Annotated in this window: 15 protein-coding genes; 4 read left to right on the top strand and 11 right to left on the bottom strand. The window is 52.4% G+C overall.

Annotated elements, in window-relative coordinates; all coding sequences use genetic code 11:
• Nucleotides 1–271: 271 nt before the first annotated feature.
• From AC0R79_RS15775 to AC0R79_RS15785, 3 genes are all read left to right on the top strand, one after another.
• Nucleotides 272–1,411 (top strand): toll/interleukin-1 receptor domain-containing protein, encoded by a 1,140-nt coding sequence (locus tag AC0R79_RS15775; RefSeq protein WP_103367135.1) that lies wholly within the window; start codon nucleotides 272–274, stop codon nucleotides 1,409–1,411.
• 147 nt (nucleotides 1,412–1,558) lie between these two features.
• Entirely contained in the window at nucleotides 1,559–2,224 is a 666-nt protein-coding gene (locus AC0R79_RS15780) for an SLOG domain-containing protein (protein ID WP_146038474.1), read from the top strand.
• Nucleotides 2,225–2,231: 7 nt separating this feature from the next.
• Nucleotides 2,232–2,996 (top strand): hypothetical protein, encoded by a 765-nt coding sequence (locus tag AC0R79_RS15785; RefSeq protein ID WP_474730470.1) that lies wholly within the window; start codon nucleotides 2,232–2,234, stop codon nucleotides 2,994–2,996.
• A gap of 110 nt (nucleotides 2,997–3,106) precedes the next feature.
• Here AC0R79_RS15785 and AC0R79_RS15790 read toward each other — a convergent pair whose 3' ends face one another.
• From AC0R79_RS15790 to AC0R79_RS15840, 11 genes are all read right to left on the bottom strand, one after another.
• Nucleotides 3,107–3,583 carry a hypothetical protein gene (locus AC0R79_RS15790; protein ID WP_474730472.1) on the bottom strand — a complete coding sequence of 159 codons (477 nt, stop codon included), beginning with the start codon at nucleotides 3,581–3,583 and terminating at the stop codon, nucleotides 3,107–3,109.
• Nucleotides 3,561–3,875 carry a hypothetical protein gene (locus AC0R79_RS15795; protein ID WP_474730473.1) on the bottom strand — a complete coding sequence of 105 codons (315 nt, stop codon included), beginning with the start codon at nucleotides 3,873–3,875 and terminating at the stop codon, nucleotides 3,561–3,563. Before AC0R79_RS15795 ends, AC0R79_RS15790 begins: the two co-directional genes overlap by 23 nt.
• 88 nt (nucleotides 3,876–3,963) lie before the next feature.
• Nucleotides 3,964–4,815: a TIR domain-containing protein gene (locus tag AC0R79_RS15800; RefSeq protein ID WP_103367131.1), complete on the bottom strand. Its 852-nt coding sequence runs from the start codon at nucleotides 4,813–4,815 to the stop codon at nucleotides 3,964–3,966.
• Nucleotides 4,816–4,873: 58 nt separating this feature from the next.
• The gene (locus AC0R79_RS15805) at nucleotides 4,874–5,416 is read right to left on the bottom strand and encodes a toll/interleukin-1 receptor domain-containing protein (RefSeq protein WP_474730476.1); all 543 of its coding nucleotides are present in this window, start codon (nucleotides 5,414–5,416) and stop codon (nucleotides 4,874–4,876) included.
• A gap of 61 nt (nucleotides 5,417–5,477) precedes the next feature.
• Nucleotides 5,478–6,011 carry a toll/interleukin-1 receptor domain-containing protein gene (locus tag AC0R79_RS15810; protein WP_103367129.1) on the bottom strand — a complete coding sequence of 178 codons (534 nt, stop codon included), beginning with the start codon at nucleotides 6,009–6,011 and terminating at the stop codon, nucleotides 5,478–5,480.
• Nucleotides 6,012–6,090: 79 nt separating this feature from the next.
• A complete protein-coding gene (locus AC0R79_RS15815; RefSeq protein ID WP_474730479.1) occupies nucleotides 6,091–6,711 on the bottom strand; it encodes a hypothetical protein in 621 nt (206 codons plus the stop codon).
• 444 nt (nucleotides 6,712–7,155) lie between these two features.
• Nucleotides 7,156–7,992, bottom strand: coding sequence for a hypothetical protein (locus AC0R79_RS15820; protein ID WP_474730481.1), 837 nt, complete (start codon nucleotides 7,990–7,992; stop codon nucleotides 7,156–7,158).
• Nucleotides 7,993–9,242: 1,250 nt separating this feature from the next.
• Complete coding sequence (gene nucC, locus AC0R79_RS15825; RefSeq protein ID WP_103367126.1) at nucleotides 9,243–9,968, bottom strand: CBASS effector endonuclease NucC; 726 nt, start codon at nucleotides 9,966–9,968, stop codon at nucleotides 9,243–9,245.
• Between the two features lie 65 nt (nucleotides 9,969–10,033).
• Complete coding sequence (locus AC0R79_RS15830; protein WP_474730484.1) at nucleotides 10,034–10,966, bottom strand: AAA family ATPase; 933 nt, start codon at nucleotides 10,964–10,966, stop codon at nucleotides 10,034–10,036.
• Nucleotides 10,966–11,481 carry an HORMA-1 domain-containing protein gene (locus tag AC0R79_RS15835; protein ID WP_103367124.1) on the bottom strand — a complete coding sequence of 172 codons (516 nt, stop codon included), beginning with the start codon at nucleotides 11,479–11,481 and terminating at the stop codon, nucleotides 10,966–10,968. The genes AC0R79_RS15830 and AC0R79_RS15835 overlap by 1 nt, the downstream gene beginning before the upstream one ends.
• 7 nt (nucleotides 11,482–11,488) lie before the next feature.
• Nucleotides 11,489–12,454, bottom strand: a complete 966-nt coding sequence (locus AC0R79_RS15840; protein ID WP_474730486.1) for a CBASS oligonucleotide cyclase — start codon at nucleotides 12,452–12,454, stop codon at nucleotides 11,489–11,491.
• A gap of 189 nt (nucleotides 12,455–12,643) precedes the next feature.
• On the opposite strand from AC0R79_RS15840, the gene AC0R79_RS15845 reads away from it, so the two are divergent.
• The gene (locus AC0R79_RS15845; protein ID WP_103367122.1) at nucleotides 12,644–12,967 is read left to right on the top strand and encodes a helix-turn-helix domain-containing protein; all 324 of its coding nucleotides are present in this window, start codon (nucleotides 12,644–12,646) and stop codon (nucleotides 12,965–12,967) included.

Consider the following 12,967-nt stretch of genomic DNA (forward strand, 5'->3'; position numbering starts at 1 on the left):
ATCTCGAATTTTATGGTTTCCATTTGTTAGCTTTCGTAGCGCGACCAGACAGCTCTGGATCGTCAATTACCAGTTAAGCTGGATGAAACCGCTGAGGGGGCTGCGCCTCTTTAGCGACATTCAAGAGCATGCGCGTCGGATACCTGATAGCCTATCGCCACACTTAAGCACGTAGCCGGCAGAACTGAGCGTTGCCCAGACGACCTTGGGTGGGCGAAGTCCTCGCCCCGGCCACGTGCACGTCAACGATACAGAGAGGCTCGGAAGCTTCATGGACGCCCGCTACTCCCTCGCCCTCCTAGGCGACTTCCCCACTGCCATTGCCGACGAGATTGAGGCCGCGATCAAGGTGCGGATTTCAGATCTCGGTTTAGAGCTTCACAAAGATGTGACACTCTTTCGAGGAAATCCTAGGGATTTTCGTCCCAGGCTTGATCGCTGCTGCGCAGCGCTATGCGCAAGCATCAGTGTCACTGAGGAGGCAGCCATTGAGCGCTTCATTGACCGCCGAGTTCCACTGGTTCCGGTGGCGTGCGATCCGGACACGTTTACAGCCGAATTCCCCGGGAAGCTTGGAACACTGAACGGCGTCGCGATGACTCAAGGCCCGGCCATCCTTTCAGCGTCTCTCTTGGAGGCAAGCTCGCTGATCCCACGTCAGCGCCGGGTGTTCCTCAGCTATCGACGCAAAGAGTCCACCGAAGCTGCCCTGCAACTCTATGCAGAACTTTGTGCCCGTCAGTACGACGTATTCCTCGACACTCACGGGATCTTACCTGGAGAGCACTTCCAAGAGGTGCTGTGGCAGCGTCTCTGCGACTCCGACGTACTCGTCTACCTTGATACCTCGGGGTATTTCGAAGGCCGCTGGACAGAGTTGGAGTTCCATAGGGCTTCGCTGAGGAAGCTCGCCATGCTTCGCGTTGGATGGCCAAGAGTTGACGCAGCCAACATTCATTTGATCAGCGGAGAAGTCCAGTTGGAGGACTCAGATCTCGCTGACAATGGACATATTCAGTCAGATGCTTTGGCCAAGATTCTCGAAAAAATCGAGCTCTATCGGAGCAAAAGCGTATCGATCAGGTATCGGGATCTCGTCGGGAAGCTGACATCCTCGGTAGAGGCTGCCGGCGGTAGAGTTCTGGGCGCTTCGTCCCGAAGAGGATTGGTGGTCTCAGTAAAAAATGAAGAAATCGTTGTGTACCCTGAGCTTCGAGTGCCCACCAGCGAATCATTCTATGAGGCATCGCTGGAAGAGCACTCTCCTCCAGTTGCTGTGATTTATAACGAAGAAGGCATCGAAGAAAGAACCTGGAAAGCCCATATGCAATGGCTCGGCGACAGGCTTGATGGGCATGCGCGCTTGGTGAAGGCGAACGCGGCTGGCCATCGGTTCCTAGATTGGTATTAGGAGACCCGTGCTCGTCCGACTAGATCCTTCAAGAGATTGACCTGCAAGCGTCTCCGCCGGCAATCATGATGAATGATCACTCGACAGCTCGAGAGCGGGCACACGCCTCAACCATCCCTCCACACAGCGAAATCAGAGGCCAACGACATGGGCGATATCTTCCTTTCTGCGAGCGTTCCCAGCCGCGACAGCAGTTTCTATGAACAAAGCGACCCGATGCTGATCCAGGCTGCTCTTCGGACGTTCTTGTACACCGTACTGGGTCGTAAACACCTTGTGTTTGGTGGTCACCCCACAATATCCCCTCTCATCCTCGCGGTCTGTGAAGATCTACGTGTCGACAATAGAGCTGCCGTGACGATCTACCAGTCCACATTCTTCGAGCAGGAAGCTCCTAAGGTAAATTCCAGGTTTGCCAACTTAGTTCCAGTAAATGCAAACGGCACCCGGGAATCGAGCTTGGAGCTTATGAGAAGAGTCATGTTTAAACGCCATAAGTTTGAGGCCGCTGTCTTCATCGGCGGGCAACAAGGCATCCTCGACGAACACGCACAGTTCAAACTTCATCACCCCCAAGCAAATGTGATAGCGCTCCGCAGCCCTGGTGGTGCCTCCGCATCGATTGAGCCCTTGAAAGGCCAAATGCAGGAGCGCTCACCGCTCTCACCTGAGGAAAAAGACTACGACGAGTTACTCGACTACGTTGGCCTGTTCACCAACGGCCTGGAGATTGGGTTAAACAGCGAACGAAATCTCTCACTGAAACCTTCGAAACCAAGACACGATCCAGACAACACTTTCGGTAAAGGATAACCATTAAATGGAATACGGCTTCAACATTGACATCAACCCTGAGCACTTCCCACTCACGGACGAGGTAGGGGATTTCAAGCGCACCCTTAAAGCCTCCACGGTCAAGCTTAAAAATTACTTGTTGGAAGACAACGTCAGCATCGATGCAAAAACGGTAATCAAGCATCTATTCCCAGCGCAACGATGCGACATTTTTATATCCCACTCTTATCAGGATCAGGATCTCGCCATCCAGCTCGCTCTCGATCTTAAAAAGAAAGGAATTACTGCCTTCATCGACTCAACAGCTTGGGGATCAGCATACGATCTTCTGAAGGCCATTGATGAGAAACACTGCAAAATCCAAGGCACCTCGCGTTATCACTATGATCTGCGCAATCGCTCGACCGCCCATGTGTACATGATCCTAGCGACGGCTCTGCAGCAAATGATTAGTGATTCCACCGCGCTGTTCTTCTTGAACACTGACCACTCCCTCTCAACGCAGTATTCGATCGAGGACGAAGACAAAACGGGGTCTGCTTGGATTCATATGGAGCTGATGTTCAGCTATTTCATTTGGCAAGCCAAGCAGCTGGTCGTCTCCAACGAATCGTATGCCATGGATTCGGTACCTGTATTTCATGAAGCCAAAACGGATCATTTGAAGAGCCTGACCGGATTGAGGCTGCGACGCTGGATCGGCCAGCAAAAACAGCAACCCACTCCAATGGACATACTCGAGTCGCTTTACCAACTGCACGGTGGCGGCACGGCGCAAAACATAGGTTGATGTCAGAGGAGGTGTCTGGGGAGGCTCTTGGTCAGCGTGCGTGCACTTCGCGACCAGGTAGTCCGAGTTACTCGAGAGGACGCCTCTGAAAACGCTTCTTGAAAGTGGGCCTACATCACCCACTCCATCCCACGCTGATTATGGCGATTGCACGCGTCCTTATGCCGAGGCTGACGGGCAGTAGGCCAAGGTACGTACTCTGCGCTGCTGAGGAAGCGCTCTTTTTCAGAAAAATAGCCGACCAGATCCGATACCGTGTCGAGTCCTGAGAGGAGCATATCCACGGTCAGCTCATCGAGCATGTGGACAAAGCGATCTTTCCCCGCCGGCCAGCCCACGGTGAACGGTGTTTCCAGATGCTGCTTCTTGTCGGTTAGTCCTGTATTGATCATCAGGCTGCCGCTGCTTTGCCCGCGCCAATGCGCTACCGCCGCGTCGTAGGATCCGCGCGTCACTGCAATGCGATGGAAGACTGCCTTATTCATGTCAGGCAGGCGGTAGGGGAAAGGCACATAGCACTGCTTGTCCAGGTACAGCCGGCGAGGATTCTCACGGATGAACTTCTCAGCGCCAACCAGCTGTGTCACCGAGGCGTGAATCGCCCGCTTGTACCACTGCCCCCAGAGACCAAAGGGCTGAGTGGGTCGGATACTCGCAATGTTTGTCGGAGAAACTCAGGATGTGGTCACCGAACACGACGAATAGACCACAGAGTTTCTTGCCATCCCAAGATACCGACTTCTTGCCTTCATCGGTGTGGACGTTTCCATAGCACCAGGGGCTGAGGAATGCTTTGCACGCTAGCTTGCTCAGGTAGCGCTCGGAGTCGGTCTTCGGCTCAACGTCGATCGCAGCTTCCCACGGCGCTTTTTTAGACATGACGAGGCCCCTCCAATGGTCTGCTGAGCATAGCGCTTCGCCTGCCTCGTCGCGGTGTTCCAGGATGTGTATGGCCCAGAGCCAGCCGCTACGCAATTTTTAGCAGTGAAGCGTTGCAGCTATCCTTGAACTGGACTTCGAGGTCATACTCGTAATACAGCGCATCAAGCCAAAACGCCCCCTCATGAGCCGTATTTTTCGCTAGGGATTTCAACTCTTCGCCGGTCAGCTTGGGCAAATGCTTGTTGATGATCTCGAATGCAAACGCAGCAGATCCGAGGGCTTTGTGTTCCCGATGGGATTCGAGCGTAGCAACGATACCTCTTGGCAGGCGCTTGCGAGTAAGCTTGTGGTAGCGCGTCTTGGCACTGAAAGCCAGCTCGGAATAGATCCATGGCGACAGCGTGCGATCACCGACTGCAAAACCTTCATGGCCTTTGATACTGACCGAATTCTTGGTGTTGAAGAAAATGAAGCACTCAGATGCGTCAATCATGCGATGCAACTCTTCGTTCAGCATCAAATACAGAGACGCTGCTACCTCACTGCATTTATCATAAGAGAAATTCGTAACCCCCTCCTTCTCTTCCTTATCCGAGTAGTACTCGTTGACTTTAAGCTGCAACTTGCCTACATACCCCCAGACACACGAGTCGACGAAAACCTTAACTCCTCGCTTCTCCAGCGACAATGCAAACTCGATAGCCTCACGCTCATCTCGATGAGAGTGAGATAGGAAGACATGAGCGTGCTGCTGGGGAAAAATCGTTAGAGCAAGCTCCTTGGCATCAATGACGTCTTTATTTTCAATTTGACCAATCACGTAATCGGCCAAGTCATTGACTGTCACGTCATGTGCCCTTTTGCGGTAATCATCAATCGCAGCGTCGCTGATCATTTCGAATGATTTGTAATGCTCAAGCTCGAAACCTATATACATACCAACCTCTAAGCAGCAGCCATTCTAGCAACGATTAATATATACCGCAGATCAAGCATCAACTGCGAAGCCAGGATCTCAGCGTTACAGCCGAATCCGTTTTTTCCGTATAAACCATCCAGAGTTCATTTTCATGACCCTCCAGCATCCCCCAGATGATCCTTGGGTATAGGCCCATGTACTCCCAGGATGACCAACTGTCATCATCCACATTGTCCGAGGCACCAAAAATCGCGATGCGGTTAACCCCTTTCTTCCCATCCGCAACACCCAGTTCCCAAGGTACCCAACGACTATCTTTACTATTCGGAGTTGTGAGCAGTACGAACCGTTTGCACTCGGTGATACGGGTTTTCAAAAGATCCGCCGTTTCTTCCGAGGTGTGAGTTGGCATCGCCGGATCGATTTCATCAATGTAGGGGACACCACCGTGGTTGGCAATGACCTCCATGACGCCCAATACTAACTCCTGATCTTTGCTGGAGTGGGATATAAACGTCAAGTTTTGAGACGAAGCCGCCAAGGACTTAGTCAAGTGGCGGCTTTGCGAGGCTTTGGCGGAAAAGCCTTTAAGTTCAGCTCTAGTAACGTTACGGGCCATGCGACTCTACTTTCTCAACGTAGCACAGCCACTCACAGTGGCTGGCTAAACCAAATGCAATTTACCTGGAGGTATCATTCACGAAGGCCCACAGCAGGGAGCGCCCCTCTGAACCTGAATCAACATAAACTTCTTCACTCTGCCACTCGACCAGTGGATAGAGGCTCAAATATTCCTGGCCATTGAACCCAGAACTCAGGCTGTCAACCAGCGGTAAGATAGCCACTGCGCCACTTTTGCAGCCATCGAAATAGCCAAGCTCCCAAGGCATCCACTTTGACTCCGCCGACTGCCCAGTAGCGATGTAGATCAGGCTGGAACAGTTACGCATGCGTTGGCGCAGCCGGTCGGCTGTTTTCTTGTCAACGTGCTCACGATCCAACTCTTCGTCGTTCATCCAGTCGATATAAACGTTGTACCCCCTCTCACGAAGCAGCACACCAACGCCTTCGACCAGGTCTTTATCCTTGATCGAGTGCGACAAGAAAATGTCGAAGCGCTCATCTTTGAACGACTCCAGGCCGGCAACCTGGTCGAAGATGTTCTCTCCGCGCCGCGCAGCAGCCCTTGCCTGCTCTTTGGTAACAAAAGCCATTTCTACCTCAGACGTCTGAAAGTGAGGGGTGCGCTTACGCGTACTCCTTGATAGCTGTTTCGATCCACAATTGCACAACTCACCACATGTGCAAATGGACAGACACATTATTGGGTCTAGCCACGCCCAACGGAAAGTGCCCTAGCAGCAGGTTGAGAGGTTCACCGATCCACGTTTGCAAGAAGCCATACAAGTATGAGGGAAACCCGGCTGCAGTTACCCATAGCCGTTCATGCTCATGGCTGTAGAGAAATCCTACTTCCCCTCCTTCCACTTCAACCATGCGTTGATGAGCACCTTGCCCCCAAGGTGAGCCGCTCTTCGTGAGCGGAAAGGGAACGTTGAGCTGGGCGTCGTAGATCACCTCAATCCCAGGCTCGGGGTACACGCTCGCATCATCCACCAGCGTTTGAATGCCTAGGATTGAGCCCGAGAGCCGCCACGTGCTTTGCGCAACCTCGCCGACCTGAATATCCACGTAGCCACAATTCCACTCAATATTTTCATAGTCGGTGGCCAAGACCTTAAGTGCATGGATCGGAGAGTAGGGTTCGTTTTTTGCCAGCGCTATTCGCGCTAACGCCCTAGCCGCATCTCTCGGCTGTCCATGCATGACGAATTCTATTTCACTGCGGGATTTGATGGAGATGTGGCCTGGCCCAGTGAAAATTACCTCCTTGTCGTAGCGAAGAACCTGCATCGAGGGACACTCGATCTGTAAGGGTACCGCCAAGAGTCGTTGAGCCCAGTTATCCAGCGTTCGCATTCGCTTCCCTTGCCGAGGAAAATTATTTAAAGATCTAGTCACAAAGATTGCGCATGCTAGCACCAAGCTACCAGGCATGGATCAACCCTGAAGCCCGTGGCTTGATTGATCATCTGCCGCATCTGCCGCATCTGCCGCATCTGCCGCATCTGGCCATACCGCTACCTCCATTGCGTAGACCTCGGGGCGACCTACGATGAGATTGATGAATCGGAATCGTCACGGCCGCTCGCAATCGTTCTTAATCAGATGTCTACATACCTCGCGCCACACAGATGACCGCCGACTATTTGGGGCAATCGAATCAGGTTAGGCGGGCCTAGGCCCGAAGACCCGACAGCCAGGAGCACAAAGTAATGCCTTGCTGCGTCCAGGAAGCTAAGAACGCTCTCTTGGAGTTTGTTGAGCTTCACGGATCGCTCGGTGTATCCGGGCTTCCCGTTTCATCCTTTCGCTAAATGCTTGGGCCCTGTCATATTCTTCCTTTGACTCCTTTTCTAGCCGACGATGCAGAACGGGACAGTAAATCCATTCACTGTCAGACGGGTTACGATGAAGTGGAGCCACCATCAACACAAAGAATACACTCAAAGCCAGCCACACCGGAGTGCTTGACCACTGCCCTTCAATCCAGCCAACAATCGAGATTGGATCCCCGATTCCCGACCAGTAAAAATTTAGGCTAGCGAGAACTAATGCACTGAAAGCGTAAAGCTGAATCCTATGCAGCTCGGCATTCTGCGCAGCCCTTTCCTGCAGATAGCGGTCGTAGATCCCAATAAGGAACTCGCTTTGGGTTTCATGAGCCTCCTCGCTGATCTCCCATGGCCGCACGCACTCAGTGCGCCGAGTCCATCTCACTTGGGCTTGGTCGGGCTTTGAAAGTCCCATAGCGCGTGCAAGTGTCGCTTCGAGATTTTTTAGGAACTCGATCGCAGCTGCGTAAACCGACACGGCTAGTGGATACAGCAACGTGAAAACCAGCGAGAGCAGACCGGAAAAACAAACAAACGCGACAAGTAGCTTGATGCCCAGAACGAGATCAGTTCTGAATTCCACTCGCTGCATCCCAACAATGCCTACGCCGGAGAAGTGCACCATCAGTGAGTCAAAAAGAAGCATAAAGCTGGTGATCAAAAGAAAAAATTTAACCTTGCTGGCGCTCTCCAACATTGAGAAAAACTTATCTTTAGCTAAGTCTTCTGAAGCTGACATCCTGATTCTCCTAAGCGTCTCAAAATGCGATGGTAGTACTATCTGGTCAGAGTTACTCAAGCGAGTTCTACCCACTCGGAACGAAGGCTTCACAGCTCAGCGCTTCAAGCCAAAATCATCGAAAGCTCGCGGCTCTGCTCCTTTCCTGCTGAGAGCAAGGTCAATCTTTAGCACCTCGTCGCTCACAAAAAATGCAGATTAGTGGCCATTTGGCATTCATCATGAAGCACCATTGATTGATTCTCCATTAACGCTGAATGGTATCGCTCATCAACGATGGGCAGCAGGGTTTATACGAGCTCGTCACAAGGAGCAATGTAATAGATGAACACAATAAGTGACGCATAATCTGAGCTCTGCACGGGCCACCTTGGATGTACAAGGTTTACGGCTTTTGCGTTGCGCAGGATCAAACATGAAGCCACGTCTACCGTGTGTATTAGGTACGCGGAAAGCTTGTTCCCCACGCCCAGATTTGGCTTTCAGGGAGAGCCAAAGGGTATGTGTAAAGCTCTGATGGGCTGCGGGCCAGAAGCGCGAGCTCTCGACCACTATCCAAGGCTTCAGCAAACGGCCGACCAACTGCCATCGGGAGGTATTGGTAGCTGCTAAGAATATCGGCGGCCGGCCCCCAAATCACACGACCATTGCACTCAGAAAAAATGCTGGGGAGAATTGACGCGAGTGAGCTAAATAAACTGATGTCAATGATTTCACTTGAGTCAACGGTAAGCCAAGCGTGCAGATTGACACCACGTCGGCCTTCATCTCGTATATGCCTGAAGGTTAGCCCTGACGCACTCCAATCTTTCAAGTTCTTCCAAGTGGGATTAAACAACGGCTGACTGTCACTCCACAACTGCCCAATCGTCACGTGTACAGGGCGCTGAAGTTCGCTTTCGAGGTAAGGCGCTAGGTAGTAACTCCATTTGAGGCACTGAAAGGCTGACCTCGAGAGACCTTTGATTCCTGCTGCGCGTAAGGCGTTTCGAATGTTATCAGCATGAATTTCGTGCGGAGCACTAAGGGCTGAAGCACCGGCACATGTCGCGAATCCACATTCCCGAGTGAATGCGATGGCCTGGCCGAAATTGGCACTGTAGTTAGTAAAATCTGATGCCGATGAGAGATTGCTCGGAAGCCTGCGCCACAGTCGCTTGAAGAATCTGATCATTGAGAGTTACCCTACCCACCAGAATAAGCATTTCTTGCCATGGACATCTCAGTTTCCCAGATAGCGAGGCGCTCGATTAATGCGCCAACCACTTCCCATAGGCATCGATATCAATCATGGGCACCGTGCCGCTGAATTGAAGCTGTGCTATCAGCTTGAATAAGAAGGCCGTTGCTGGCTTGTTTTCATTTTCGAAGGTGAATTTATCGCCGCTCGGGTCGAAGAAGAAATGACCATGGGAGGCTACGCAACCGAGATCCAGCCGTCCTTCAGCTTTGTCCACGTTTAGGGCTTTATCAAACGACGCCCCCAGTGCAGGACTCCAGTCGCTTTCAAACGTAAGCAATCCACCTAGAATCGGAATGAGTGGTTTTGCTGGATAGACACCACCTGCATGCGGAATTGGCAGACTGGTGCGGTGAAGCCTGCGAACACTCGCGACTTTGCGCTGGGCATAGGCTACCAGATCAGCCGTAGCGGTCTGCTTCGCTTCAAAGACTGCGTACACGCTTTCCGCTGGCACAATGATCTGCTCATCGAACTTGAAGATGAACGGTGAGTACTGTCGATCAAAGACCACGACATCGATCTGATCGCTGAAGTTGCCCAGGCTGTCGACTACAAAGGCATTGGCCGCCTGATAACGTTTAGGGAGGTAGGTATCGAGCATATCGATCCACACCCCTTCGCTCGCATCCCCCTTAGCGCCAGGGTGTGAGAAGGCTTTGCGTGCCGTTCCCAAACGGAGCTGAATGTCGTCATGCAGCGACGCAAGAAGAGTTGAAAGTGACCAGCTTGACATATTGCCTCCGAAAGCACTGAAGGGCCCGAGCAGAACCGCGAGGGGGCTGCTCGACCTTTGAGGGATTAGCGATCCTGGAAAGCAGGCGTTGGAGCCATTGCTTTAGCTGTGAGCAATGCAGTTCTGGCGTCCACCGCGGCTCGCGGATAGGCTGAAAGCACGATGGCTGGAATCAGCCTTTGGTTGATATCGGAGAAGGTAAAGCCCGGAGTATCCACACCACGGGGGCCGGTCAGCTTTACAAGCTCCTCAATCACTTGCACGCCCAGCCCCAAACCGTCCAGTTTGGTCGTCAACAAATACTTTCTCTGCACTTCATCAGGACGGGCAAAAGTCAGGACTTCCGCTGCTCGCCGCTGAACTGCCGGATCCAGTGCTTTTAAACGGTTGGTGCACATGAGCACGGCTGCGGGTAGCTTCTGATTTGCGATGCGATCAATGCCGCGAATGAAAGCGTTAACCCCTGCCCGATCCTCATGGTGCATCTGAGAGTTTTCTCGGGATTGTGCCAAGGCATCAGCCTCATCAATGAGGAGCAGCACAGCGCCCTTGGCTTTTCCGTTTCTGTTTTTAAGCTTTTCAGCGGCCTCGATCGTGTAGTCAAAAGCAGCCGAGACCAACTGAGTCATCTCTCCGACTCGCCCCTGCCCTCGAGTCGCGAGACTTAGCGGAAAAAGAGTGATATCGATTCCTTCCTGCCGAGCGACAGCATCCCCGATGGTCTCTGCAAGTTCAGTTTTTCCAGAACCAACATCCCCTGCCAAAATTGCCAGCGGCGGACGACGCAATACGGTATCGATGGCGGGACGAGCTTGCGGGTGATGCCTCTCAGCCCAGTCCTGCAGGCCAAATGGATTCACCAGCAAGCCCAATACCTTAGTCAGCCGATCCTTTTGGTCGTCAAGACCTACCAGACGAGCCAGACGCTCCTGAGGTTCGAAATCGGGAAAGGACATACGCCGCTCAAACAGCTCGTCCAGAGAAGGTTTCACGTTCATCAATAGCTCCTTACCGTTGCACGATGGAGGACGCGACTACCCGCAGAATATGTCTTGTCGCTGTCGAGGTATCCGCTGATGCCAGGGGCCGTTGCATCGCTCCGCTCAAAAGGCAAATCCTTGAGGGCTACGTCCCTTTCGGCCGAAGAGGCGTTGGTGTATTTCTGGCTGTAGGACAGAAAGCTATAGAATGAAGCGCCCGTGATATCTCGCCCCGGGCGAACACGTCCCGGATCATCATCTGAGCCCGATCCCACCAGATCCCCTGCGGTGTATCTCAGCGAGGGCTCAATCCAATCGTCGCCACGCTTGAAACCGTAGGTAACCTCTCTGAGATACCCTGCCTTGAGCAACACGATCAGTTCAGCCTCGTAAGCTTCAATCGAGCTATCGCATGGCTGGCCGTAAAAGCGTTGCATGCGCCGTAAATCAGTTGCGACCTTCGCAGCCATGTGTCGAGCATGCGTGATGGTGAACGTCTGTGATTCAGCAACCGTAGTACTGTAAGACGACATGGTTTACTCACCCCTGAAATGAAGAACCGAAGACCTTCTGCCAATAGCCAACCGTCAATTGCTTGGTTGGCGCATAGAACGCAGCGTCAATGGCATCACCTGCATCCATTGCTGCATCGATGATCGCGTCGACATTTTGCTGGGTATACAGTCGCGCTACGTTGTTATCAGGGTTGACAGGATCGATGATCTGAACCAAATCGGTCGAGGCGCCTACCTTCGAAGTTGAATAGTTGTCCGCGAAAATAATACGTTCACGCAGCTCGCTTTTGACCAGATAAGTGAAGAACGCCTGCAGTGCCTCGGGGTAGTTAGAGAAGTCCACCCCGTTATCCAACAATTTGGCCAAGATCAGCTCGATCATGAAAGATTTGAACCGGAAGTTCTGGCGCTCTTGCTTCATCAAGCGTGCCCAGTACTTGGTAAGCCGAACAACCTGAGCGAAATGTGTCGGAGATGCGCGCTTACGAGCTTTCGCGAACTCAATGTGCAGCGGAATGCTCGTCTCCAGAAAAGAGCCGTCTTCCTGACTAACCAGGTTGCCCCGCCACTGCGGTTGCCCTGAATACAACACGGGCACCACGTCGACATTCAGCCCCGAACCTCTGAAAGAGACAGTTACCGAGTAGGTCTGAGGTTGGACTTGATCCGGACTGAAATTTGGAAACGCCTTACGCAGGCGCTCCGCCAAGTAGTCCAGAAGCGCCCGGGTGTCACGAGGGGTATCGGAACCGCTGATATACACCGCAACGTCGATGTCATTAAGCGACCGAAGAGCCGTACCCTTGGCAAGGCTGCCCGACACCATCATGCGCTTGAGTGAAAAATCTGGGTGGTCTGACAAATAGCTTTCAAGCTTGTCCTGTAAGCGCCCAGCCTGTTCCCGATACTCCTTGGCCTTTTCCTTCGGCAAGTTCACCTTATCCTCGGCAAACCGGAGGATATCCGCGTGATCAACATGCTCTTTAGACATCTGACTCCCCCTCTAGGAGATCTGTATGGCACTTAAGGCTGGGCGAAGTGCTCAAAAGGCATATCGGCGAGCCGAACAAAAAGTTCGGAGTAGCGAACTTTGTGACAGACTGATCGCGAACACCGTCATTGTCAAACGATTTGTTCGGAACCGTGGTATATTTTCACCACCTTTGTAGGAGATACGACAATGGCTACCCGTCTTGGCGAGAAGCTGCGCGAGCTGCGCAAGCAACGCGGGCTGACCTTGGAAAAACTCGCGGACATGGCAGGCTTGAGTAAGAGCTATCTATGGGAATTGGAGAATCGAGAGTCCCAACGTCCATCAGCTGAAAAGCTCACTGCCCTGGCAGACGTTCTGGGAGTAGCAACGGCCTACTTTTTTGAGGATGATCTGAGAGAGCCTGAAGAAAGGCATCTCGATGAGGCTTTCTTTCGCGGATATAAGACTCTCGAACCGGATGCCAAGGCGCATCTCAGAAAAATTCTAGATACGTTCAAAAAGGATTTTTGA

It is taken from the genome of Pseudomonas sp. HD57-3 (genome assembly GCF_056113135.1).

Coding starts and splice junctions, on each gene's coding strand:
- AC0R79_RS15820 (WP_474730481.1), bottom strand. CDS start 7,992: ATGTCAGCTTCAGAAGACTTAGCTAAAGATAAGTTTTTCTCAATGTTG.
- AC0R79_RS15780 (WP_146038474.1), top strand. CDS start 1,559: ATGGGCGATATCTTCCTTTCTGCGAGCGTTCCCAGCCGCGACAGCAGT.
- AC0R79_RS15835 (WP_103367124.1), bottom strand. CDS start 11,481: ATGTCGTCTTACAGTACTACGGTTGCTGAATCACAGACGTTCACCATC.
- AC0R79_RS15775 (WP_103367135.1), top strand. CDS start 272: ATGGACGCCCGCTACTCCCTCGCCCTCCTAGGCGACTTCCCCACTGCC.
- AC0R79_RS15830 (WP_474730484.1), bottom strand. CDS start 10,966: ATGAACGTGAAACCTTCTCTGGACGAGCTGTTTGAGCGGCGTATGTCC.
- AC0R79_RS15805 (WP_474730476.1), bottom strand. CDS start 5,416: ATGGCCCGTAACGTTACTAGAGCTGAACTTAAAGGCTTTTCCGCCAAA.
- AC0R79_RS15815 (WP_474730479.1), bottom strand. CDS start 6,711: ATGCAGGTTCTTCGCTACGACAAGGAGGTAATTTTCACTGGGCCAGGC.
- nucC (WP_103367126.1), bottom strand. CDS start 9,968: ATGTCAAGCTGGTCACTTTCAACTCTTCTTGCGTCGCTGCATGACGAC.
- AC0R79_RS15800 (WP_103367131.1), bottom strand. CDS start 4,815: ATGTATATAGGTTTCGAGCTTGAGCATTACAAATCATTCGAAATGATC.
- AC0R79_RS15840 (WP_474730486.1), bottom strand. CDS start 12,454: ATGTCTAAAGAGCATGTTGATCACGCGGATATCCTCCGGTTTGCCGAG.
- AC0R79_RS15845 (WP_103367122.1), top strand. CDS start 12,644: ATGGCTACCCGTCTTGGCGAGAAGCTGCGCGAGCTGCGCAAGCAACGC.
- AC0R79_RS15785 (WP_474730470.1), top strand. CDS start 2,232: ATGGAATACGGCTTCAACATTGACATCAACCCTGAGCACTTCCCACTC.
- AC0R79_RS15810 (WP_103367129.1), bottom strand. CDS start 6,011: ATGGCTTTTGTTACCAAAGAGCAGGCAAGGGCTGCTGCGCGGCGCGGA.
- AC0R79_RS15795 (WP_474730473.1), bottom strand. CDS start 3,875: ATGTCTAAAAAAGCGCCGTGGGAAGCTGCGATCGACGTTGAGCCGAAG.